The following is a 19,453-nucleotide window of genomic DNA, read 5'->3' on the forward strand; positions in this document are numbered from 1 at the left end:
AGCCTCAGGGCACACCTCGCGAGGGGCCCTGTTCGGGCTGCTCACGGGGGATCTGTTCCGAGTCGATCGTCGAGTGAAGGTCAAGGAGGTGGCACCCATGGAGAGCTACATCAACCAGCGTCCGACGGCGCTGCCCGTTGCCGTCGCTCCGCTGTCGGCTGCCCTGATCTCCGTCGTTCCAGCGACGGAAGTCCGGGCGACCGTCGTCGCCGCGCGACCGTGGGCGCCGCAGGCGCACCGGGTCGAGGTTCAGGCCGAGCTGATCCTCGCACCGACGCCGAACGGGATCCAGGGGACCACTGGCTTCACGGGCAAGGGCGTCGATGGCGCCAGCAAGCGGATGGACGTCCGCGGTGTTCCACCTCGAGGTAGACCGGTCTGACCAACAGACCACCGGCTCACCTTGAGGCCGCGGAACCCGCACACCGGGATCCGCGGCCTCAGTTTTTTGCACCGCCGAAGTACGTCGGAACAGCGATCCACGAGATCGAAGTGAGAGAGAGGTGACCGGGCGATGAGTCTGGCGTTGGCTCCGCTCGACCTGAGCGTCGAGGTGGAGGCGAACCTGCCCTGCCGGAAGTTCGACCCCGACCTGTGGTTCTCCGACTCGCCCACCGAGCTGGAACTGGCCAAGTCGCTCTGCGGAGACTGCCCGCTGCGCGTCGAGTGCCTGGCCGGCGCGGTCGAGCGGGCCGAGCCCTGGGGCGTCTGGGGCGGCGAGATCTTCGAGCGTGGCGCGGTCGTCCCGCGCAAGCGGCCCCGTGGTCGCCCGCGCAAGGAGGACCTCGCCCGTGACGCCGCGCTGCGGGTCGAGGCCGAGGCGCGACTGGCCGCCGACGGGCTCGCCCCGTCGCGCAACGCCGTCCGGCTGGCTGCCTGACATGTTCCCGATCCGGACCAACCCCGCCGGCAGCACGCCGGCCGAGAGAGAGATGACCACCATGCTGCATCTGTCGAACGGAACCAGCGACATGTACCTAATCCACGAAGCGTTGTCGAAAGTGCGAATGCTGCTGCCTCAGGCCGGCCGCACCACCACGAGCACTGAGGCAACCCGATCCGCCCGTACCGTCGCCATGACCGGCCGCTCCCGGTCGGCCCGCGAGTTGGGCGTTCTGTAGGACCGACACCGGCAGACGGCGGGCGGGGACCAAGGTCCCCGCCCGCCGTCTGCCGGTGGTGGGCCGGTGTTCAGCCGACCGGGGCGAAACCGGGCAGCCAGCGTTCCAGGATGCCCCGGTAGGGCGCTCTGGCCTCCAACTGGCACAGCACCCCGATCGACCCGAGGGTCACCCGGTGGATGAGCAGGTACGACGGCGGCAGGTTGAGGTGCCGGCTGAACTGGTACGCGGGCGAGCGGGGATTCGCCAACCGGGTCGCCTCGGCACGCAGCCAGGCCCGGGAGAACCGGAACTCCTCGACGGCGATCGGTTCCAGCATCGGCCGCAGGAACTCCAGCAGCGCGCGGGCGTCGATCGGCTCGTTGGTGCTGACGAAGCCCTCCGAGCGCAGTCCGGCCTCCACCCCGTCGGCGTCGCCGCTCAGGGCCAGGCCGGCGATGCGGCCGATCGGTTCCGGCGTACCCTCCGGCATCCGGGCCACCGCGCCGAAGTCGATCACCCCGAGCCGGCCGTCCGCCAGCAACCGGAAGTTGCCCGGGTGCGGGTCGGCGTGCAGCAGCCCGGCCCGCGCCGGTGCGGAGAGGTGCAGCGTGGCCATCAGCAGGCCGGCCCGGTCACGTTGCTCCTCGCTGCCCTCCCGGATGATGTCGGACAGCGGTGTGCCCTCCACCCACTCGGTGACCAGGACCCGGGGCGAGGCGGAGAAGACCGCCGGAACGTAGATCTCGGGGTCGTCGGCGTACGCGGCGGCGAAGGTGCGCTGCGACTCGGCCTCCAACTCGTAGTCCAACTCCTCGGTGATGCGTTCCCGCAGCTCGGCGAGGAGCGGCTTGACGTCCAGGCCGGGCTGGATGGCCCGGAACATGGTGCTCAGCCGGGAGAGCTGCTTGAGGTCGGCGAGCAGAGCGTCACCGGCGCCCGGATACTGGATCTTGACGGCCGCATCCCGGCCGGTGCCGTCCGGCATCCGCCACACGGCCCGGTGCACCTGCCCGATGCTGGCCGCAGCGGCGGGGGAGTCGTCGAAGGTGACGAAGAGCTCACGCCAGGCCGGCCCCAACTGCTCGGCTAGGACCTTGTGCACGCTGGCGGCGGGCAGCGGCGGCGCGGCCTCCTGGAGCTTGGTCAGGGCCTGCCGGTAGGGCGCGGCGACCTCCTCGGGCAGTGCCGCCTCGAAGACCGACAACGCCTGGCCGAACTTCATCGCCCCGCCCTTGAGCTGGCCCAGGACGCTGAACAGCTGCTCGGCGGTGCGTTGCTGGATCTCGGCGGAGATCACGTCGGAAGCGAGCCCGGTGACGCGTTTTCCCATGCCGAGGACGGTCCGCCCGGCGAAGCCGAGCGGCAGTGCGGCGAGCTTGGCGGTGCGGGACACGGCCCGGCGCGGGATGTCGGTCACGAGGTCATTGTTACCGACTCGGCGGGCCCGCTGCTGCTCTGCGGCCGGGCTGGCATTCATCTTCGGCGTACGCGCCGCATCGGCAGCGGGGGTGCGGCGGCCAGTGCCGGCGGCGGGTGACACCCGCCGAACCGATTTCCACCGCCCCGCCGAGCGTCTCCGGAGTGCCGCCGTCGAGCTGCGCCAGCGCCTCGGTCACCGTGTAGGCGGTGGCCGCCAGCAGCGTGCCGGTGGCGCAGGTCGGGGTGGTCGGCGCGTGGGCGATCTGGGCGGCGAGCGCCGGCCAGTGCGGGTCCCGGTCGGCGCGGTGCAGGTCGAGGCAGCGCAGGCAGGGACCGGTCGGCGGCCGGACCAGCGGCCCGATCACCGGAACGCCCTCCCGGACGTCGACCAGCAGGTGCGGCTGCCGGCGCTGGGCGTGGCCGGCGGCCACCAACGCAGCCGGCCGGTCGAGGCCGAACTGGATCACCAGGTCGGGCCGGGCCCGACGCAGTGGGCCGGTGGCGGTGCCCGGTGCGGCACGCGTCACGGTCGCCTGGGCCGCCGCGCCGAGCGGACGCCCGAGTTCGTCGGCGGCGATGCCGCTGCCGACGAGGTCGACGGGGCGTACCGGGCCGGGGAGGTCGGGCTGGACGTGCCCGACACCGGCCTGGGCCAGGGCCAGGGTGACAGCGGCACCGAGCGGGCCTGGTCCGGTGACCGCCACCCGGGCGGCCAGGCGACGCCGGAGCACCTGTGCGGGGGTGCCGGGCAGCCGGGCGGCGGCCAGGGCCAGCGCGCCGGCCTCCGCAGCGAGCCGGCTCCTGCGCGGCTCGGCGAGATCCCGGGGCACGAGGGTGTGCGCCGGTACCACCAGGCCGGCCTCACGCAGCGCGTCGAGCAGGGCGCGGGCGTGCTCCGGGCGGCCGCCGGTGCCGGTGAGCACCTGCCGCTCGCTGCGCGTGCCGTCGAGCAGGTCGAGAAGCCGGACCGCGCCGGGGTCGGCGAACTCGACCAGGACGGCACGCTCCGGTGCCAGCCCGAGTTGAAGGGTGTGCCGGTCGCGCCAGAGTCGGCTGAGCCCGGGCAGCAGGATGGGGCGGGGCGACGGCGGGCGGTCCATGGTCGGCTCCATAGGCACGAACAGTGACCGAATCCCTGCTGTCCGTCGATCGTTGTCCACAGGTGGCCACCCGCAGATCCAGGGCTGTCCACAGGATTCGGCGAGTTTTCCACAACTCGCGGGTAACCCTGTCGGTGGCCCGACAGTGAGCGGGAACGCCGCGAGGGGGTGGCCGACGGCCACCCCCTCGCGCGGACGCGTGCGTCAGACCTTCGCCTTGCCCAGGATGCGGTTCACTGTTGTGCCACACACCGGACACTTGCCCTTGGCCATGTTCATGCCGGTCTTCGAAACCTCGACGCGGCCCTCGAAGTCCCGCTTCTCCTTGCACTTGACGCAGTAACCGTTGTAGGTCTGGGCCTGGTCGGCCACGGTGTGCCTCCTCGTCTCGTCCGCCGGGTCGATGCCGGTCCGGCGGTTCTCCCGGCGGCGGTCGCCTGCGACGGCCAGCACCGGGTCTTCTCCGTGGTCATCCACATGACCACCGGTTGGCGGACCCTACCCAGGTGCGGGTGGTTCCATGTCAGCTGCGCGTTGCCACTGTGAGCAAGGCGACGTCGAGAGTGTGCACGCCGAATTGGGTCAGATCAGTCCTTTTGGCGGGGACACGCCGACCGGAGGTCGCCAAATCCGCTGGTCGGGCCACGCGGCCGGAGATCGGGACCCCGCTGCCGGGCACCTCGCGATGATCACTTACCGTTGTCCGTGGCCGTGTTGTGACACCTTGCCGGTCATCACGAAGGGTGATCGTGGCGCGTCACGATGTTCCGGCCAGAATTTTTTCGGGACTCCTGGCGACCAATCCCCATTTTCCGGGCGCGTGTCGGGGGGTTGACCCTTGCGGACCCCTGGTCACAACGCATTAGCTTGCCAACGTGACAGCAAACCGAGGCTGCGCGGTCCACTGATGGCGGGGGCGCGGAAGCCTGTCGTCGAGGTACGGCGCAGCCAGCGTCGGCGACGTACGGTGTCCGCCTACCGCGACGGTGAGCGGGTCGTCGTCCTCATCCCCGACCAGTTCTCCCGGGCCGAGGAGAGCGAATGGGTCGATCGGATGCTCGCCCGGCTCGCTGCCCGGGAGGGTCGCCTGACCCGCTCAGACGCCGAGCTGCTGGACCGGGCCGGTCGACTGATCAAGCTCTACCTGACCGAGTACGGCGACCGTGCGGTGCCGGCCAGCGTCCGGTGGGTGAGCAACCAGAACGGCCGATGGGGCTCCTGCACCCCGGCGGACCGCTCGATCCGGCTCTCTCACCGGCTCCAGGAGATGCCGGACTGGGTGATCGACTACGTGCTGCTGCACGAACTCGTCCACCTGGTCGTGCCCAGCCACAACGCCCAGTTCTGGGCCCTGGTCGGCCGGTACCCGAAGACCGAACGTGCCCGGGGCTACCTGGAGGGCGTCGCGGCGGTGACCGGCACGCCCTGAGCGGCCGTACGCCAGCGGTAGGGTCGGAGGATGGCTCGACGTGTGGTGGTGGCGCTGCTCGCCCCGGTCGCCTGGACGCCGCCCGGCATCGACCCGGTGGACTGGCGTCGCGCGCTCGCCGAGGACGTGGTGGACCTGCTCGCCATGCTCAACGAGGTCGACACCGCGGTGGCGGTCACCCCGACGGACCGCCGGTTGGCCGACGACGTGATCTGGCCCGGCACCACGGTGTACGAGGTGCCCGAGCCGACGCCCAACGCGGTCTTCGCCGCCCTCGCCGTCTCGGGCGACGGCTACGAGCAGGCGGCGGTGGTCGCCGGGGACGCCCCCGACCTGCCTGGACTCACCGTCGGCAAGCTGCTGCGCCCGCTGACCAGCCGGCCGGTCGCCCTCGCACCGGTCGAGGGCGGTGTGCCGGGACTGCTCGGCGCGGCTGCCCGGCTGCCCGTACCGTCCTGGCTGCCGCCGCTGGATCTGGACACCGCCGTGCCCGCGGCCGTGCGCGCGGCGGCCCCCGAGCCGGGCGACCTCGCGGTCACTCCGTCCTGGCACCGGCTACGTGGCCCGGCCGACCTGGCCCGACTCGACCTCGCGCTGGACGGCTGGGAGCACACCCGCGCCCTGCTCTCCGGCGCCGACCGGTCCGGCTGACGCGCGGGGGACCTCGCCCCCCGGCGGGCCCACCTGACACGCACTCCGGCCGACCCGACGCACGCCGGACCGGCGGACGTGACTCGGGGGCGGCAGGGTCAGGAGCGGCGGTCGTCGCCCTCGGTGTCGTCGGGGCGCTCCGGACCGTCCGGGGCCTTCCCCTCGACCTCGCCCGGGATCTTCTCCTCCGGGCCGCCCGGGGCGGAGAAGTCGAACTTCTCCAGCTCGGTCATCAGGTCCACGTCGGCCATGGCGAAGGCCACCGGGTCGGCGAAGTCGTCGTCGGAGGGCAGCAGGTCGGGGTGGCCCCAGAGGGCGTCCCGCCCGGCGATGCCCCGGTGCTCGGTCAGCGCCGCCCAGAGTGCGGCGGCCTCGCGCAGCCGGCGGGGACGCAGTTCCAGCCCGACCAGAGCGGCGAACGTCTGCTCGGCCGGTCCACCGGCCGCCCGACGCCGACGGAACGCCTCGCCGAGTGCGACCACGTTCGGCAGCCGGCCGGCCGCAGCACCGTCCACCACGTGGCAGACCCAGCCCTCGACCAGGGCGAGAGCGGTTTCCAGGCGGGCCAGCGACGCCTTCTGCGCCGGGCTGTCCTCCGGCGTGAAGATGCCCTCCAGGACGATCGCCTGCACCGACTCCGGGTCGGTCGGGTCGACCCGGCCCATCGCCTCCTCGATCGCCTCGCGGTTGACCCGGATTCCGGCCGCGTACGTCTCGACGGCGGTGAGCACGTGCCCGCGCAACCACGGCACATGCTCGAAGAGTCGCTGGTGGGCCGCCTCGCGCAGGGCGACGTAGAGGCGTACCTCGTCCTCGGGCAGCTCCAGGCCCTCGCCGTAGCCGCGGATGTTGGCCGGGATCAGCGCGGCGGTCCCGGCGGGGCCGAGTGGCAGGCCGATGTCACCGGCGGAGAGCACCTCCGCGGCCAGCGACCCGAGCGCCTGACCGAGCTGACCGCCGAAGAGAGCGCCGCCGAGGGTGGCCACCATCGACTGCATCGGGCCGAGCTGGGCGCGGGCCTCCGGCGGCACCAGGTCGCCCATCGCGCCGACCATCCGGCTGGCCACCGGATCGCACAGCTTGCGCCAGACGTCCAGCGTCTTGAAGATCCACTCGTTGCGGTTCCAGGCCACCGTGGTCTTGATGCCGGAGGGCAGCGCCGAGGCCGGCTCCAGCCAGAGGTCGGCGATGCGCAGTGCTTCCTCGACCGCGTTGCGCTCGTAGGGCGAGACCGCCGGGTCGCCCGCTGCCGCGAGCTGACTGGCCGCCACCTGACGGGCCAGATCCCAGTTGACCGGCCCGCTGCCCGGCGCGGAGAGCAGGTGCTGCAACTGCGACATGAACTGCTGCATCTGCGCGGGGTCGTTGGGGTCGGGCGGCTGCCCGCCCGGGAGCGCGAAACCGAACGGAATATCAGGCACGAGCTCTACGGTACGCGCGCCGTGCCCCCGGTCGCCGTCACCGCGGTTGCGCTGAGGGCGAAGTCGCCGTCGTGCCGCCCGGAGGGCGGGAACCGGCTCGGTACGCTCTGCCGCATGAGACGACGTGGCGTGACCGTCCTTCTCGGTGCTCTGCTCACCGCTCTGCTCAGCATCGGGGTGCTCGGCGCGCCCGTCCCGTATGTCGTGCTCGGTCCGGGTCCGACGGTGGACACGCTCGGGCAGGAGGACGGCAAGGAGGTGATCCAGGTCACCGGCAGTGAGACCTCCACCTCCGCAGGCCAACTGCGGCTGACCACGGTCGGTGTGCAGCCCACCGTGAAGCTGCGGTCGGCCATCCAGGGCTGGCTCTCCGACGAGCAGGCGGTGGTGCCGCGCGAGCTGGTCTATCCGCCCGGCGAGACCCGCGAGGAGGTCGAGCAGCGCAACGCCGAGGACTTCCAGGTCTCGCAGACCAGCGCCGAGACCGCCGCGCTGCGGGAGTTGGGGTACGAGGTGCAGGTCGTGGTCAAGACCGTCGCCGCCGACGGCCCGGCCGCCGGGGTGCTACGCCCCGGTGACGTGGTGACCTCGGTCGACGGGGAGCCGGTGCCGCTGGCCGCCCGGCTGACCGAGTTGGTCAGAGCGAAGCCGGCGGGCACCGCGTTGCGTGTCGGCTACACCCGCGACGGCGCCGCCCGCACCGACACCATCACCAGCCAGGAGTTGGACGGCCGCCCGCGCATCGGCATCGAGATCGAGCAGCAGCAGCCGCACCCGTTCACCCTCTCCTTCGACCTGCAGGACATCGGCGGCCCCAGCGCCGGCCTGATGTTCGCCCTGGGGATCATCGACAAGCTGACCCCGGAGGACCTGACCGGCGGCCAGGTCATCGCGGGCACCGGCACCATCGACGACTCCGGCCAGGTCGGGCCGATCGGCGGCATCCCGCAGAAGCTGGTCGGCGCGAAGCAGGCGGGCGCGACGGTGTTCCTGGTGCCGGCGGCCAACTGCGCCGAGGCGGTGTCCAGCCGTCAGCCGGACCTGCCGCTGGTGCGGGTCGGTTCGCTCGACGAGGCGCTCACCGCGCTGGACACGCTGCGTTCCGGGGGCGAGCCGACGCTCTGCTGACCGCCGTAGCCGAGGGCGGCTTCCGGCCGGGACCACGCCTGCGACCTGGGACTACTACTGGTCGGTGCGGTCGCGTACGAGCCGGGTGCCTCCTGCGCGGCACGACCTTGCCACAACGCATTCAGGAACACCCCGTACTCTGGGTGCCTGGTCGGAGCCGATCATAACGACGTGCGGAGCCAACAGTGGTCATGCGTAGCAGCAGCCCCCTGCCGAGGATGAGCCGACGCGGACGCGTCACGATCGGGGTGCTGATCGGGGTGTTCGTCCTGTTCACCCTGCTCGGCTGGGGGGTGCAGGCCTGGACCGACTGGCTGTGGTTCTCCGAGGTCGACTACACCTCCGTCTTCCGTGGGGTGATCGTCACCCGACTGCTGCTCTTCCTGGCCGCCGCCGTCGCGATGGGCCTGATCGTCGGCGGCAACCTCTGGCTGGCGCAGCGGCTGCGCCCCCGGATGCGTCCACACTCGCCGGAGCAGGCGACGCTGGAGCGCTACCGGATGCTGCTCGGCCCTCGGCTCGGGCTCTGGATCGCCGCCGCCGCCGTGGTGGTGGGTCTCTTCGCCGGCCTGTCCGCGCAGAGCCGCTGGAGTCAGTGGCTGCTCTTCCTGAACGGCGGTGACTTCGGCGTCCAGGACCCGGAGTTCGGCGTGGACGTCGGTTTCTACGTCTTCCAGCTGCCGTTCTGGCGGTTCGTGCTCGGCCTGGGCTTCACTGCGGTGGTGCTGGCGCTGATCGGCTCGCTGGCTGTGCACTACCTCTTCGGCGGGGTACGCCTGCAGGGCGTCGGCGACCGGATGAGCGGCGCGGCACGGGCCCACCTGAGCACGCTGGTCGCGGTCTTCGTGCTGCTGAAGGCGGTCGCTTACGTGTTGGACCGGCGGTCGATGCTGCTGGAGTACAACGACGGCGTGGGCGTCTACGGCGCCGGGTACGCCGACATCAACGCGCTGCTGCCGGCCAAGGAGATCCTCGCCTACATCTCCGTGGTGGTGGCGATCGCGATCATCGTGTTCTCCAACGCCTGGATGCGGAACCTGGTGTGGCCGGGCATCTCGCTGGCACTGCTCGGCGTCTCGGCGGTGGCGATCGGCGGCATCTACCCCTGGGCGGTGCAGACCTTCGAGGTCAAGCCGAGCGCCCGGGACAAGGAGGCGCCGTACATCCAGCGGAGCATCGACGCCACCCGCGCCTCGTACGGGCTGGACATCGCGGAGAACTCGGCGTATCCGGCCAGCAATCTGACTCCGCCGGAGAGCCTGGCCACCGACACCACGGTGGTGCCCAACGCCCGGCTGCTCGACCCGCAGTTGGTCAGCGAGACCTACACCCAGCTCCAGCAGGTCCGTGGTTTCTACGACTTCGGCCCCAAGCTCGACATCGACCGGTACACGGTCGACGGCGCCACCCGGGACTACGTGGTCGGCGTTCGTGAGATCAACTACGGCGAGCTGACCGCCCAGCAGAGCAACTGGATCAACCGCCACACCGTCTACACCCACGGGTACGGCGTGGTGGCCGCCCCCGCCAACCAGGTCGTCTGCGGTGGTCAGCCGCTCTTCGTGTCGGGCTTCCTCGGTGAGCGGTCGCAGGAGTCCTGCACCTCGCCGACCGACCAGATCCCGGCCAGCCAGCCCCGGATCTACTACGGCGAGCGGATGCAGGCCGGCGACTACGCCATCGTCGGCAAGCCGAGCGAGGACGCCAACCCGGCGGAGTTCGACCGGCCGGCCGGCGAGAGCGGCGAGGGCGGCGAAGGCCGCGAGTCGTACTACACCTACACCGGTGCCGGTGGCGTCGACGTCGGGTCGTTCTCCCGGCGGCTGCTCTACGCGATCAAGGAGCAGGAGCCGAACTTCCTGCTCTCCGAGGCGGTCAACGACAACTCCAAGCTGCTCTACGTGCGTAACCCCCGGGACCGGGTGGAGAAGGTCGCGCCGTTCCTGACGCTCGACGGCGACCCGTACCCCGCCGTGGTGGACGGCCGGGTGCAGTGGATCGTGGACGGCTACACCACCTCGGCCACCTACCCGTACGCCGAGCGGGTCAACCTCCAGCAGGAGACCACTGACGAACTGACCGGTCGGGGCACCATCCAGCTGGCCCGGGAGAACGTCAACTACATCCGCAACTCGGTCAAGGCGACCGTGGACGCGTACGACGGCACGGTCAGGCTCTACGAGTTCGACGAGAACGACCCGGTGCTCAAGGCGTGGAACAAGGCATTCGGCGGCGATCTGGTCACGCCACGGGAGGAGATCCCGCAGGCGCTCGCCGATCACTTCCGTTACCCGGCCGACCTGTTCAAGGTGCAGCGCAACCTGCTGACCCGATTCCACGTCACCAACCCCGGCGACTTCTACTCCGGCCAGGACTTCTGGCAGGTGCCGAACGTGCCGGACGCGCCGGACAGCGGCGTGAAGCAGCCGCCTTACTACCTGTACACGCAGATGCCCGGGCAGGAGGAGCCGACCTTCCAGCTCACCAGCGCGGTCACCCCGAACGGCCGGCAGAACCTGGCCGCGTTGATCTCGGCGTCGTACCAGGACGGGCGGCCGAGGTTGCAGGTGCTGGAACTGCCGGACCAGACCCGGGTCTCCGGCCCGGTGCAGGTGCACCAGCAGATGACCAACAACGCCAACATCCGGCAGCAGCTGAACCTACTCTCCTCGAACCAGGCCCAGGTGCAGTACGGCAACCTGCTCTCGCTGCCGTTCGGCAACGGGATGCTCTACGTCGAGCCGGTATACGTGAAGAGCAACCAGACCGACGCGTACCCGCTGTTGCAGAAGGTGCTGCTCTCGTACGGCGACGGTGGTTCGTTCGTGGTGCTGGCCGACAACCCGGCCGACGGCATCAAGCAGCTCGTGGAGCAGGGCAAGCAGGCGGCGGCCGGCAACCCACCGCCGGCCACGGAGGAGCCGCCCGCGGGTGAGGAGCCGCCACCGGGCGGCGAGGAGCCGGCACCCACGCCCACACCGACCGAGGCGCCGCCGCTCACCGGCGACCTGGGCGTCGCGGCCGACCGGGTACGGGCGGCGATCACCGAGGTGCGCGACGCGCAGGCGTCCGGTGACTTCGAGCGGTACGGCCGGGCGCTCAAGACGCTGGACGAGGCGCTGACCGCGTTCCAGCAGGCCCAGCAGGCGGCCGGCGCGAACGGCGCCACGAACAGTCCGGCACCGACCGGCAGCCCGTCACCGACCGGCTGACGAACCGCATCCGACAAGGCCCGTGGCAGCGACCTCCGTCGCCGCCACGGGCCTTGTCGCGTCCGGTCCTGGCGGCGGTCCCCTGCGGTTCTGTGAGTCGTTTTGCGGCGGGCCGGGGTGGTGCGCTACGGTGGATCTACCGACGCGGGGTGGAGCAGCTCGGTAGCTCGCTGGGCTCATAACCCAGAGGTCGCAGGTTCAAATCCTGTCCCCGCTACTACACGAGAAAGGCCCCGGATCTCCGGGGCCTTTCTCGTTGTCCGGCCTCCGGTGGTCCCTCCCTGCCGGTCTCGGAAACACCTCGTTCGAGGTGATGGTGGGGCGGTCGGTGCGGCTGGTGACGGATGAGGTAGGGTTGTCACATACCGACGCGGGGTGGAGCAGCTCGGTAGCTCGCTGGGCTCATAACCCAGAGGTCGCAGGTTCAAATCCTGTCCCCGCTACTGCACGACGAAGGCCCCGGAGATCCGGGGCCTTCGTCGTTTCGGCCGGTGACGTCCCGGCCGGTGGCCCACCTCGGCAGAACACCGTTCGACGGCCACGGGTTGCGGGCCTCCGCGAGGATGGGGCCATGTCTTCCTTCGGCAAGTGGTGGGGGCGGCTCGGCACGCTCCTCGGAACGGTCGTGCTGTCGGTGTTCGTGCCGGTCGCCGCATGGGCCTCGACCGGGACCGGGGAACTGGTCGTGGAGGCCGCCCGGCGGCGCGGGCGCGGTCCCGGAATCTTCGGCTTCCTGAGCCTGCTCTGCTGCCTGGCGGTGGTGGCGGTGGTCGTCCTGCTGCTGGTCCGGCTCACCCGCAACCGGCGGCGCTGACCGGAGCCGATCGCTGTCCCCGCAGCGCTTTCCGCACGCTGCCGTCCCGCAACTGTGGTGCGTCCGGCGCGTGGTCTACTTGTCCGCGTGGAACTTCTGCACTCGGGTAAGGTGAGGGACGTCTACGCCGATGGCGACGACCTGATCCTGGTCGCCTCGGACCGCGTCTCCGTCTACGACGTGGTGCTGCCGACCCCGATCCCGGACAAGGGCAAGCTGCTCACCGCGCTGTCGCTGTGGTGGTTCGAGCAACTCGCCGACCTGGTGCCGCACCACGTCATCTCCGCCACCGACGTGCCGGCGGAGTTCGCCGGGCGGGCGATCCGGTGCCGCCGGTTGCGGATGGTCCCGGTGGAGTGCGTCGCCCGCGGTTTCCTCACCGGCGGCGGCCTCAAGGAGTACCAGAGCACCGGCGCGGTGTCCGGCGTCGCGCTGCCGCGCGGCCTGGGTGAGGCGTCCATCCTGCCCGAGCCGATCTTCACTCCATCGACGAAGGCGCCGATGGGGGAGCACGACCAGCCGATGACCTTCGCCGAGGTGGTCGACGAGGTGGGCGCGGACACCGCCGAGCGACTGCGGCAGCTCACCATCGCCGTTTACTGCCGGGGTGCGGAGCTGGCCGCCGAGCGCGGCATCCTGGTCGCCGACACCAAGATCGAGCTGGGCTGGGCGGCCGACGGCGCCCTGGTCCTCGCCGACGAGGTGCTCACCCCCGACTCGTCCCGTTTCTGGCCGGCCGAGTCGTACCAGCCGGGGCGTACGCAGTTCTCCTACGACAAGCAGTACGTGCGGGACTGGGCGGCGGGCAGCGGCTGGGACAAGCAGGAACCGGCACCCGAGGTGCCGGACGAGGTGGTCGAGGCCACCCGGGCCCGCTACGTGGACGTCTACGAGAAGATCACCGGCAACCGCTGGGAGTGAACGTGGCCGGGGCCGTCATTCGCTGCGGTGCCGGCCGATGTGCTGCTCGGTGGGAACGGTCGCGGCGGTGATGCGTACCGTGGTGCCGGCCGGGCCGGTCTCGACGTCCATTGCGTCGGTCAGCTCGCGGGCCAGCCAGAGCCCCCAGCCGCCGGCGGTCTCCGGCGCCGGGCGGCTGCGGTCGTCGAGGCGTTGGACGCTGATGCCCTGACCGTGGTCGGAGACCTCGCACATCACCAGTTTCGACTCCGTCCAGAGCCGTAGCCAGCCCTGCCCTCCGCCGTGCCGGACCGCGTTGGTGATCAGTTCGTTGACCGCGAGCACGAAGTCGTCCAGGCGGTCGTCCCGCAGCCCGGCGGCACGCACGCAGGAGGCGACCGAGTGTCTCAGCTCGGTCACCTGTGCCTGGTCGAAGGCGTCGGCGATCAGGAGGGTGTGTTCGATGGGCACCACCGTACGCGGTGTGCGGGGTTCTGCGTTCGTCATGGCCCCGTCCCGACAAGAGATCGCAGAGCTTTACGCGGCTTTTACCACCGTACGTCAGGGTTCGTTGGGCCGCATCGGCGAGGACCCTCCGAATCGGCTGTGGCATGGTTACGGGCGTGTCCGCCCCCGGTGGTTTCGAACTCCCCCTCTGGCGGGCCGTCGCGGTCTTCCGGGTGGCCTCGCTGGCGTACGTCTGCGTGGTCGTGCTGCGCGACGCGGACCGCTACGCCCACCCGCTGCTCGCCGGTCTGTTGGTGCTGGTGATGGCGGTCTGGACCGCCGTCACCGCGATCGGCTACGCCGCCGGGTCCCGGCGTGGCTGGCCGCTGCTCCTGGCCGATCTCGGCGTCGTCGTGGCGATCCTGCTGGCCACCCCCTGGGTGATGGGCCGCGATGCGCTCGCTGCCGGTTTGCCCACCATGGCGGTGGCCTGGTTGAGCGGTCCGGTGCTGGCCTGGGCGGTCTCCGGCGGGCGGCGACGGGGGGCACTGGCCGCGCTGGTCATCGGCGCCACCGACCTGGCCACCCGGGGGATGGCGACGCCGACCGCGATCAACGGCGCGATCCTCATGCTGCTCGCCGGCGTGGTGGTCGGGCACGTGGCCCGGCTGACCGTCACCGCCGGGGAGCGGTTGCAGCGGGCGGTCGAGATCGAGGCCGCCACCCGCGAGCGGGAACGGTTGGCCCGCGACATCCACGACTCGGTGCTCCAGGTGCTCGCCCTGGTGCAGCGGCGCGGCGAGCGGCTCGACGGCGAGGCCGGCGAACTGGCCCGGCTGGCCGGTGAGCAGGAGGCGGCGCTGCGCATGATGATCTCCGGCACCGGTCCGATGCCCGCCGACGACGTGGACTCGCCGGTGGACCTGCGCGGCCTGCTCGGGCGGTACGCCTCGGGCACCGTCTCGCTGTCCGCTCCGGCCACCCCGGTGCCGCTGCCTCCACCGGTGGCCCGCGAACTGGCCGCCGCGATCGGAGCCGCGCTGGACAACGCCGCCCGCCACGGCGGCGGGCATGCCTGGGTGCTGGTCGAGGACGAGGGGACGGCGGTGACCGTGTCGATCCGGGACGAGGGGCCCGGCTTCACCCCGGAACGACTCGCCGAGGCCGCCGCCCAGGGCCGGCTCGGCGTGACCCACGCGATCCAGGGACGACTCGCCGACCTCGGCGGGACGGCCAAGATCAGCTCCACCCCGGACGCCGGCACCGAGGTCGAGCTCACCGTGCCGAGGAGGGGATCGTGAACGGCGTACGCGTGATGGTGGTCGACGACCACCCGATGTGGCGGGAAGGGGTGGCCCGCGACCTCACCGAGGCCGGCCACGAGGTGGTCGCCAGTTGTGGGGAGGGACGCCAGGCCGTCCGGGTGGTCGCCGCGGCCCGCCCCGACCTGGTGATTCTCGACCTGCAACTGCCGGACATCTCCGGGGTGCAGGTGATCCGGGGACTGCGCGCGGAACGGCCCGAGGTGCGGGTGCTGATGCTCTCGGCCAGCGGCGAGCAGCAGGGGGTGCTGGACGCGGTGAAGGCCGGTGCCACCGGCTACCTGTTGAAGTCCGCCGGCCTGGCCGAGTTCCTGGACGCGGTACGGCGTACCGCCGCCGGTGAGCCCGTCTTCACGCCCGGCCTGGCCGGGTTGGTGCTCGGCGAGTACCGCCGGCTGGCGGCCGTCCGGGAACAGGCCCCGGCCGGTACGCAGGACACCGCGCCCCGGCTCACCGAACGGGAGACCGAGGTGCTGCGGCTGGTGGCCAAGGGAATGTCCTACAAGCAGATCGCCGAGCGACTCGGACTGTCGCACCGGACGGTGCAGAACCACGTGCAGAACACGCTCGGCAAGCTGCAACTGCACAACCGGGTCGAACTGACCCGGTACGCGATCGAACGCGGCCTGGACGAATGAGCGAGCGAGGCTCTCAGACCGAGCGCGGCGGCCGGGTCTCGTGCACGGCCAACTCCTCCGCGCTGGCCCCGCCACCGGCCGCTCCCGCGTCGTACGCGATGGAGTCGGTCTCCTGGCCGGTGTGCGTACCCTCGTCCGGTTCGACCAGCCGGCCCACGGTGGCGTCGGCGAGGGTGCCCAGCCGGTCGTGGTCGTAGAGCGACACCGGGGACTTCGGGTCGGAGGTCGGGCCCGGGTCGATCACGTCGGCGTCGAGCTGCGCCTGCGCCGCCTGCTCCCGACTGTCCGCCTCGGCCGCGATGTCCGGGTCGACCGGCCCGGCCAGCGGGTCGTCGACCGGCAGCTCGAACTGCTCCCGGTCGAGCTTGTAGTCCAGGGACTCGCCGTCGAGCTGCTCCTCGGCCGTGGTGCCGAACTCGTCCACCGCCACCGGAGTCCGGTCACCGGGCAACTGGGCCGGCGCCGGGCCGTCCGCCTCCCGACCGGTCAGCACGTCGTCACCGGCCGTCGAGTCGTCGTCGGCGGTGTCCGGCAGGCCGTCGGCCTCGGGATCGGACAGCGGGGTCGGGTACTCGTCGTCGCGCATGACTGACCACTACCCGTTCCCTCCGGCCGTAACCGGCCCCGTCCACGCCGTTCGGCCAGCCGCCAGGGGCAGCGGTCGTGTCGGGGAGCTTTCGGGCGAGGGGCATTCCTCATCGGTACCCCACAGTGTCCGGGTCATGCCCGCCGGCCAGCGCCGGATCTGCCATGTTTCGGCTCGTCGGACCCCGGTTAATGGGACGCTCTGACCTGAGACCACCGCCCCATCCGCATGGAGGTGACCCATGCGCGTCGGCCTCGTCTGCGCCCACGCCGCTCCGCCGCCGTCCGGCGACGGCACCGTCGTCGGCACCTACCAGCACATCGCACGGGTGGCCGCCGAACTGGCCGGGAGAGGTCACGACGTGCGGGTCTACACCCGTCGGGACGATCCGGAGACGACCGAGAGCGACCTCGTCGACGGCTACCGGGTGGAGCGGGCCCCGGTCGGCCCGATCGCGCCGATCCCCACCGCCGAGCTGGTGCCGTACGTGCCCGCGTTCGGCCAGTGGCTGGCCGACCGGTGGTCCGGCGACTGGACGCCGGAGGTGGTGCACGGCCACTACTGGGTCGGTGGACTGGCCGCCGCGCAGGCGGTCCGGGAGACCGACATCCCGGTGGTGCAGACGTTCCACTCCCTCGGCATGGAGCAACTTCGCCACCTCGGCCCGCAGTACGACGGGCCGGGCACCCGCATCCCGCTGGAACGGGCGCTGACCCGGGCGGTGGACATGGCGGTCGCCCAGTGCAACGACGAGGTGGACGAGCTGACCCGGATGGGCCTGCAACGCAGCGCGGTCGCGATGGTCCCGACCGGAGTGGACATCGACCGGTTCCACCCGGACGGCGAGGCGGCTCCCCGGGACCAGCGTCCCCGGATCCTCTCCGTCGGCGGGCTCTCCCGGGGCCACGGGCAGGACGACCTGATCCGCGCGATGCGCCTGGTGGGCGACGCGGAACTGGTGATCGCCGGTGGTCCGCCGGTCGAGGGGCTGGCCCACCACGCGGAGGCCCGCCGGTTGCGTGAGCTGGCCGAGCGGATCGGGGTGGGGGAGCAGGTGCACCTGGTGGGCGCGGTGCCGCACGAGCAGATGGCCACCTGGTACCGCTCGGCCGACGTGGTCGCCTGCACGCCGCGCTACTCCTCCGCCGGCCGGGTGTCGCTGGAGGCGATGGCCTGCGGGGTGCCGGTGGTCGGCTACGCCATGGGCGGCATCGCCGACGCGGTGGTGGACGAGGTGACCGGCAAGCTGGTGCCGCCGGGCGACGTACGCACCCTCGGGATGACGTTGCGCCGGATGCTCACCGACAACGCGGGCCGGTTCGCGTACGGGCACGCGGCGGTGGACCGGGTCCGGTGCAGCTACACGTGGGAACGGACAGCCGCCGCCCTGGAACGGCTCTACGAGCGGGTGGTCGGCCGGCGCAAGCCCGTCGAGGCGGCCTGAGACAGGCCGGAGGCGGTGGGGGAGAGCTGGGCGGCGGGGTGCGGCAGCAGTCCGTCCGCGCCGCCGCGCTGTGACCCGCTGGGCTGCGGCCCGATCAACGGCTTGCCGGCGACGACCGCCCGCGAGGTCTCCTGCGCGACGGCATGCTGGTGCTGGGGCTCGGCGTACCGGGTGAGGCCGATGACCGAGGCGAGCGTGACCAGGAAACCGACTCCGGCCAGCCATTCCCGGCCGGGCCAGATCTTGTCGTTGAGCAGCAGCAGCCCGATGATCGCGGCGGGTACCGCCCCGGCGGCGTCCATCGCGGCCACCGCCGCCGTGGTGGAGCCGCGCTGCATCGCCAGGCCGAGCAGCAACTGCCCGACCACCGAGTGACCGACCAGCAGATAGAGCAGGGGATCGGCGAGGAACACGTCCCAGGTCGGCGCGGCGGCCAGCGGGCGGGCGGCGACCGCGGCGGCGGAGAAGGCCAGCCCGGCCAGCGAGCCGAGCGCCACCGAGCCGGGAACGCCGCGCAACCGGACCGCGAAGAAGCCCAGCGCCGCGATCACGCCGAGGGTGACCAGCAGGGCGGCCATCCCGGCGGTGCCGAGCGGCTTCGACTGTGCCGGCTGGGCGGAGAGCACCAGCGCGGTGATCCCGGCGAAGAGCAGGAGCAGCAGCACCACCTCGGCCATCGGCAGCCGCCATTTCAACACCAGGACGCCGAGGATCGCGGTGACCCCGAGCCCGGCCGCCACGCTCGCCTGCACCAGGAACAACGGCAGGTCCCGGCGGGCCAGGAAGGCCAGCACGAAGCCGCCGACCTGGCAGGCCAGGCCGACCAGGTAGGCGCGGTGTCCGGCCAGGCGCAGCAGCAGACCGGGATCGAAGGTGTGCTGCACCGTGGTGCGGGCCGCGGCGACCGACTGCAACAGGTTGGCAACGCCGTACGCGACGATCATCGCCGCGAGAAAACACCAACCCGAGGTAGCCATCTGGCGAGGATAGAGGTAACCCGACGTCAGTGCGCGGCGGGTCGACCGAGCCTGTCGAGGATGTCGACGTGCAGCGCTCCATTGCTGGCCACGGCGCTGTTTTCGCCCCCGCCGGGGGCCGGTCGACCGGCCAGATCGGTGAAGGTTCCACCCGCTTCGGTGACGATGGGTACCAATGCGGCCACGTCCCAGAGCGACAACTCGGGTTCGACCATGACGTCCAGTGCGCCCTCGGCCAGCAGCATGTAACCGTAGAAGTCGCCGTAGGCGCGACTGCGCCAGGTGTCCCGCATCAGCTGAAGCATCGGCTCCAGCCGACCGGCCTCCTCCCACCCGCCGAGGGAGGAGTAGCAGAAGCTGGCGTCGGCCAGTTCCGTCACGGCGGAGACCCGGATCGGCTCGCCCGAGGCGACGTCCCGGCCCGCGTACGCCCCGGTGCCGGTCGCCGCCCACCAGCGGCGGCCCAGGGCCGGCGCGGAGACCAGCCCGGCGACCGGGCGGCCGTCCTCCAACAGCGCGATCAGGGTGGCCCAGATCGGCAGCCCCCGGACGAAGTTCTTGGTGCCGTCGATCGGGTCCACCACCCACTGTCGGGTGCCGGCCGCCGGTGACACGCCGTACTCCTCGCCGAGCAGCCCGTCGTCGGGCCGCTGCTCGGTCAGCAGGGCACGGATCGCGCGTTCCACCGCGGTGTCCGCGTCGGAGACCGGAGTGAGGTCCGGCTTAGCCTCCACCCGCAGGTCGAGAGCGCGGAACCGGGCCACCGAGATGGCGTCGGCGGCGTCGGCGAGCCGGTGGGCGAGAGCGAGGTCGTCGGCGTACCCGGTCATGCCGGACACGGTAGCGACGCCGGTCCCGGCCG

The 19,453-nt window shown here is 71.8% G+C and carries 20 protein-coding genes and 2 tRNA genes; 14 read left to right on the forward strand and 8 right to left on the reverse strand.

Features of this window, described 5'->3' with window-relative positions; all coding sequences use genetic code 11:
* Window positions 1-97 precede the first annotated feature (97 nt).
* The 3 genes from ID554_RS20090 to ID554_RS20100 all read left to right on the forward strand — a co-directional run bounded on the left by ID554_RS20090 (window position 98) and on the right by ID554_RS20100 (window position 1,121).
* Window positions 98-382, forward strand: coding sequence for a hypothetical protein (locus ID554_RS20090; RefSeq protein WP_117226441.1), 285 nt, complete (start codon window positions 98-100; stop codon window positions 380-382).
* Window positions 383-514: 132 nt separating this feature from the next.
* Window positions 515-880 (forward strand): WhiB family transcriptional regulator, encoded by a 366-nt coding sequence (locus tag ID554_RS20095; protein ID WP_117226081.1) that lies wholly within the window; start codon window positions 515-517, stop codon window positions 878-880.
* Window positions 881-932: 52 nt separating this feature from the next.
* Window positions 933-1,121, forward strand: coding sequence for a hypothetical protein (locus ID554_RS20100; protein ID WP_223884159.1), 189 nt, complete (start codon window positions 933-935; stop codon window positions 1,119-1,121).
* A 70-nt stretch (window positions 1,122-1,191) separates the two neighbouring features.
* Here the strand turns inward: ID554_RS20100 and ID554_RS20105 are convergent, their stop codons facing one another.
* From ID554_RS20105 to ID554_RS20115, 3 genes are all read right to left on the reverse strand, one after another.
* A complete protein-coding gene (locus ID554_RS20105; RefSeq protein ID WP_117226439.1) occupies window positions 1,192-2,520 on the reverse strand; it encodes an ABC1 kinase family protein in 1,329 nt (442 codons plus the stop codon).
* A gap of 10 nt (window positions 2,521-2,530) precedes the next feature.
* The gene (locus tag ID554_RS20110) at window positions 2,531-3,622 is read right to left on the reverse strand and encodes a TOMM precursor leader peptide-binding protein (protein ID WP_117226440.1); all 1,092 of its coding nucleotides are present in this window, start codon (window positions 3,620-3,622) and stop codon (window positions 2,531-2,533) included.
* A 204-nt stretch (window positions 3,623-3,826) separates the two neighbouring features.
* The gene (locus tag ID554_RS20115; protein ID WP_012014940.1) at window positions 3,827-3,994 is read right to left on the reverse strand and encodes a DUF5679 domain-containing protein; all 168 of its coding nucleotides are present in this window, start codon (window positions 3,992-3,994) and stop codon (window positions 3,827-3,829) included.
* Between the two features lie 535 nt (window positions 3,995-4,529).
* Between ID554_RS20115 and ID554_RS20120 the strand changes: the two genes are divergently transcribed.
* Window positions 4,530-5,051 carry a M48 metallopeptidase family protein gene (locus ID554_RS20120; protein ID WP_117226078.1) on the forward strand — a complete coding sequence of 174 codons (522 nt, stop codon included), beginning with the start codon at window positions 4,530-4,532 and terminating at the stop codon, window positions 5,049-5,051.
* A gap of 30 nt (window positions 5,052-5,081) precedes the next feature.
* Complete coding sequence (locus ID554_RS20125) at window positions 5,082-5,702, forward strand: hypothetical protein (protein ID WP_117226077.1); 621 nt, start codon at window positions 5,082-5,084, stop codon at window positions 5,700-5,702.
* A gap of 98 nt (window positions 5,703-5,800) precedes the next feature.
* On the opposite strand, the gene ID554_RS20130 is transcribed toward ID554_RS20125, so the two are convergent.
* Window positions 5,801-7,123: a zinc-dependent metalloprotease gene (locus ID554_RS20130; protein ID WP_191088586.1), complete on the reverse strand. Its 1,323-nt coding sequence runs from the start codon at window positions 7,121-7,123 to the stop codon at window positions 5,801-5,803.
* A 114-nt stretch (window positions 7,124-7,237) separates the two neighbouring features.
* Here ID554_RS20130 and ID554_RS20135 point away from each other — a divergent pair, with 114 nt between their 5' ends.
* From ID554_RS20135 to ID554_RS20160, 6 genes are all read left to right on the forward strand, one after another.
* The gene (locus ID554_RS20135) at window positions 7,238-8,251 is read left to right on the forward strand and encodes a YlbL family protein (RefSeq protein ID WP_117226075.1); all 1,014 of its coding nucleotides are present in this window, start codon (window positions 7,238-7,240) and stop codon (window positions 8,249-8,251) included.
* A gap of 191 nt (window positions 8,252-8,442) precedes the next feature.
* Window positions 8,443-11,463, forward strand: coding sequence for a UPF0182 family membrane protein (locus ID554_RS20140; protein WP_117226438.1), 3,021 nt, complete (start codon window positions 8,443-8,445; stop codon window positions 11,461-11,463).
* Window positions 11,464-11,606: 143 nt separating this feature from the next.
* Window positions 11,607-11,680: transfer RNA gene (locus ID554_RS20145), tRNA-Met, on the forward strand.
* 152 nt (window positions 11,681-11,832) lie between these two features.
* Window positions 11,833-11,906 (forward strand) — tRNA-Met (locus ID554_RS20150).
* Between the two features lie 128 nt (window positions 11,907-12,034).
* Window positions 12,035-12,277: a hypothetical protein gene (locus ID554_RS20155; protein WP_117226074.1), complete on the forward strand. Its 243-nt coding sequence runs from the start codon at window positions 12,035-12,037 to the stop codon at window positions 12,275-12,277.
* Window positions 12,278-12,364: 87 nt separating this feature from the next.
* Window positions 12,365-13,198, forward strand: a complete 834-nt coding sequence (locus tag ID554_RS20160) for a phosphoribosylaminoimidazolesuccinocarboxamide synthase (RefSeq protein WP_117226073.1) — start codon at window positions 12,365-12,367, stop codon at window positions 13,196-13,198.
* Window positions 13,199-13,213: 15 nt separating this feature from the next.
* Here the strand turns inward: ID554_RS20160 and ID554_RS20165 are convergent, their stop codons facing one another.
* Window positions 13,214-13,684: an ATP-binding protein gene (locus tag ID554_RS20165; RefSeq protein WP_117226072.1), complete on the reverse strand. Its 471-nt coding sequence runs from the start codon at window positions 13,682-13,684 to the stop codon at window positions 13,214-13,216.
* A gap of 116 nt (window positions 13,685-13,800) precedes the next feature.
* Here ID554_RS20165 and macS point away from each other — a divergent pair, with 116 nt between their 5' ends.
* Both macS and ID554_RS20175 read left to right on the forward strand, forming a co-directional pair.
* Window positions 13,801-14,925: a MacS family sensor histidine kinase gene (gene macS, locus ID554_RS20170; RefSeq protein ID WP_396888392.1), complete on the forward strand. Its 1,125-nt coding sequence runs from the start codon at window positions 13,801-13,803 to the stop codon at window positions 14,923-14,925.
* A gap of 14 nt (window positions 14,926-14,939) precedes the next feature.
* Complete coding sequence (locus ID554_RS20175; RefSeq protein ID WP_117226437.1) at window positions 14,940-15,584, forward strand: response regulator; 645 nt, start codon at window positions 14,940-14,942, stop codon at window positions 15,582-15,584.
* Between the two features lie 13 nt (window positions 15,585-15,597).
* On the opposite strand, the gene ID554_RS20180 is transcribed toward ID554_RS20175, so the two are convergent.
* Window positions 15,598-16,170, reverse strand: coding sequence for a DUF5709 domain-containing protein (locus tag ID554_RS20180; protein WP_117226070.1), 573 nt, complete (start codon window positions 16,168-16,170; stop codon window positions 15,598-15,600).
* A 241-nt stretch (window positions 16,171-16,411) separates the two neighbouring features.
* Between ID554_RS20180 and ID554_RS20185 the strand changes: the two genes are divergently transcribed.
* On the forward strand, window positions 16,412-17,614 hold the full coding sequence (locus ID554_RS20185; RefSeq protein WP_117226069.1) for a glycosyltransferase: 1,203 nt from the start codon (window positions 16,412-16,414) through the stop codon (window positions 17,612-17,614).
* Here the strand turns inward: ID554_RS20185 and ID554_RS20190 are convergent.
* A complete protein-coding gene (locus ID554_RS20190; protein ID WP_191088909.1) occupies window positions 17,569-18,558 on the reverse strand; it encodes a hypothetical protein in 990 nt (329 codons plus the stop codon). The genes ID554_RS20185 and ID554_RS20190 overlap by 46 nt on opposite strands.
* A 59-nt stretch (window positions 18,559-18,617) precedes the next feature.
* Window positions 18,618-19,421: a histidinol-phosphatase gene (hisN, locus tag ID554_RS20195; RefSeq protein ID WP_117226065.1), complete on the reverse strand. Its 804-nt coding sequence runs from the start codon at window positions 19,419-19,421 to the stop codon at window positions 18,618-18,620.
* Between the last annotated feature and the right edge of the window lie 32 nt (window positions 19,422-19,453).

The organism is Micromonospora craniellae (assembly GCF_014764405.1).
GTDB lineage: Bacteria > Actinomycetota > Actinomycetes > Mycobacteriales > Micromonosporaceae > Micromonospora > Micromonospora craniellae.

Coding starts and splice junctions, on each gene's coding strand:
- ID554_RS20155 (WP_117226074.1), top strand. CDS start 12,035: ATGTCTTCCTTCGGCAAGTGGTGGGGGCGGCTCGGCACGCTCCTCGGA.
- ID554_RS20120 (WP_117226078.1), top strand. CDS start 4,530: ATGGCGGGGGCGCGGAAGCCTGTCGTCGAGGTACGGCGCAGCCAGCGT.
- ID554_RS20175 (WP_117226437.1), top strand. CDS start 14,940: ATGGTGGTCGACGACCACCCGATGTGGCGGGAAGGGGTGGCCCGCGAC.
- ID554_RS20095 (WP_117226081.1), top strand. CDS start 515: ATGAGTCTGGCGTTGGCTCCGCTCGACCTGAGCGTCGAGGTGGAGGCG.
- hisN (WP_117226065.1), bottom strand. CDS start 19,421: ATGACCGGGTACGCCGACGACCTCGCTCTCGCCCACCGGCTCGCCGAC.
- ID554_RS20100 (WP_223884159.1), top strand. CDS start 933: ATGACCACCATGCTGCATCTGTCGAACGGAACCAGCGACATGTACCTA.
- ID554_RS20140 (WP_117226438.1), top strand. CDS start 8,443: ATGCGTAGCAGCAGCCCCCTGCCGAGGATGAGCCGACGCGGACGCGTC.
- ID554_RS20125 (WP_117226077.1), top strand. CDS start 5,082: ATGGCTCGACGTGTGGTGGTGGCGCTGCTCGCCCCGGTCGCCTGGACG.
- ID554_RS20190 (WP_191088909.1), bottom strand. CDS start 18,558: ATGATCGTCGCGTACGGCGTTGCCAACCTGTTGCAGTCGGTCGCCGCG.
- ID554_RS20110 (WP_117226440.1), bottom strand. CDS start 3,622: ATGGACCGCCCGCCGTCGCCCCGCCCCATCCTGCTGCCCGGGCTCAGC.
- ID554_RS20090 (WP_117226441.1), top strand. CDS start 98: ATGGAGAGCTACATCAACCAGCGTCCGACGGCGCTGCCCGTTGCCGTC.
- ID554_RS20185 (WP_117226069.1), top strand. CDS start 16,412: ATGCGCGTCGGCCTCGTCTGCGCCCACGCCGCTCCGCCGCCGTCCGGC.
- ID554_RS20180 (WP_117226070.1), bottom strand. CDS start 16,170: ATGCGCGACGACGAGTACCCGACCCCGCTGTCCGATCCCGAGGCCGAC.
- ID554_RS20165 (WP_117226072.1), bottom strand. CDS start 13,684: ATGACGAACGCAGAACCCCGCACACCGCGTACGGTGGTGCCCATCGAA.
- ID554_RS20135 (WP_117226075.1), top strand. CDS start 7,238: ATGAGACGACGTGGCGTGACCGTCCTTCTCGGTGCTCTGCTCACCGCT.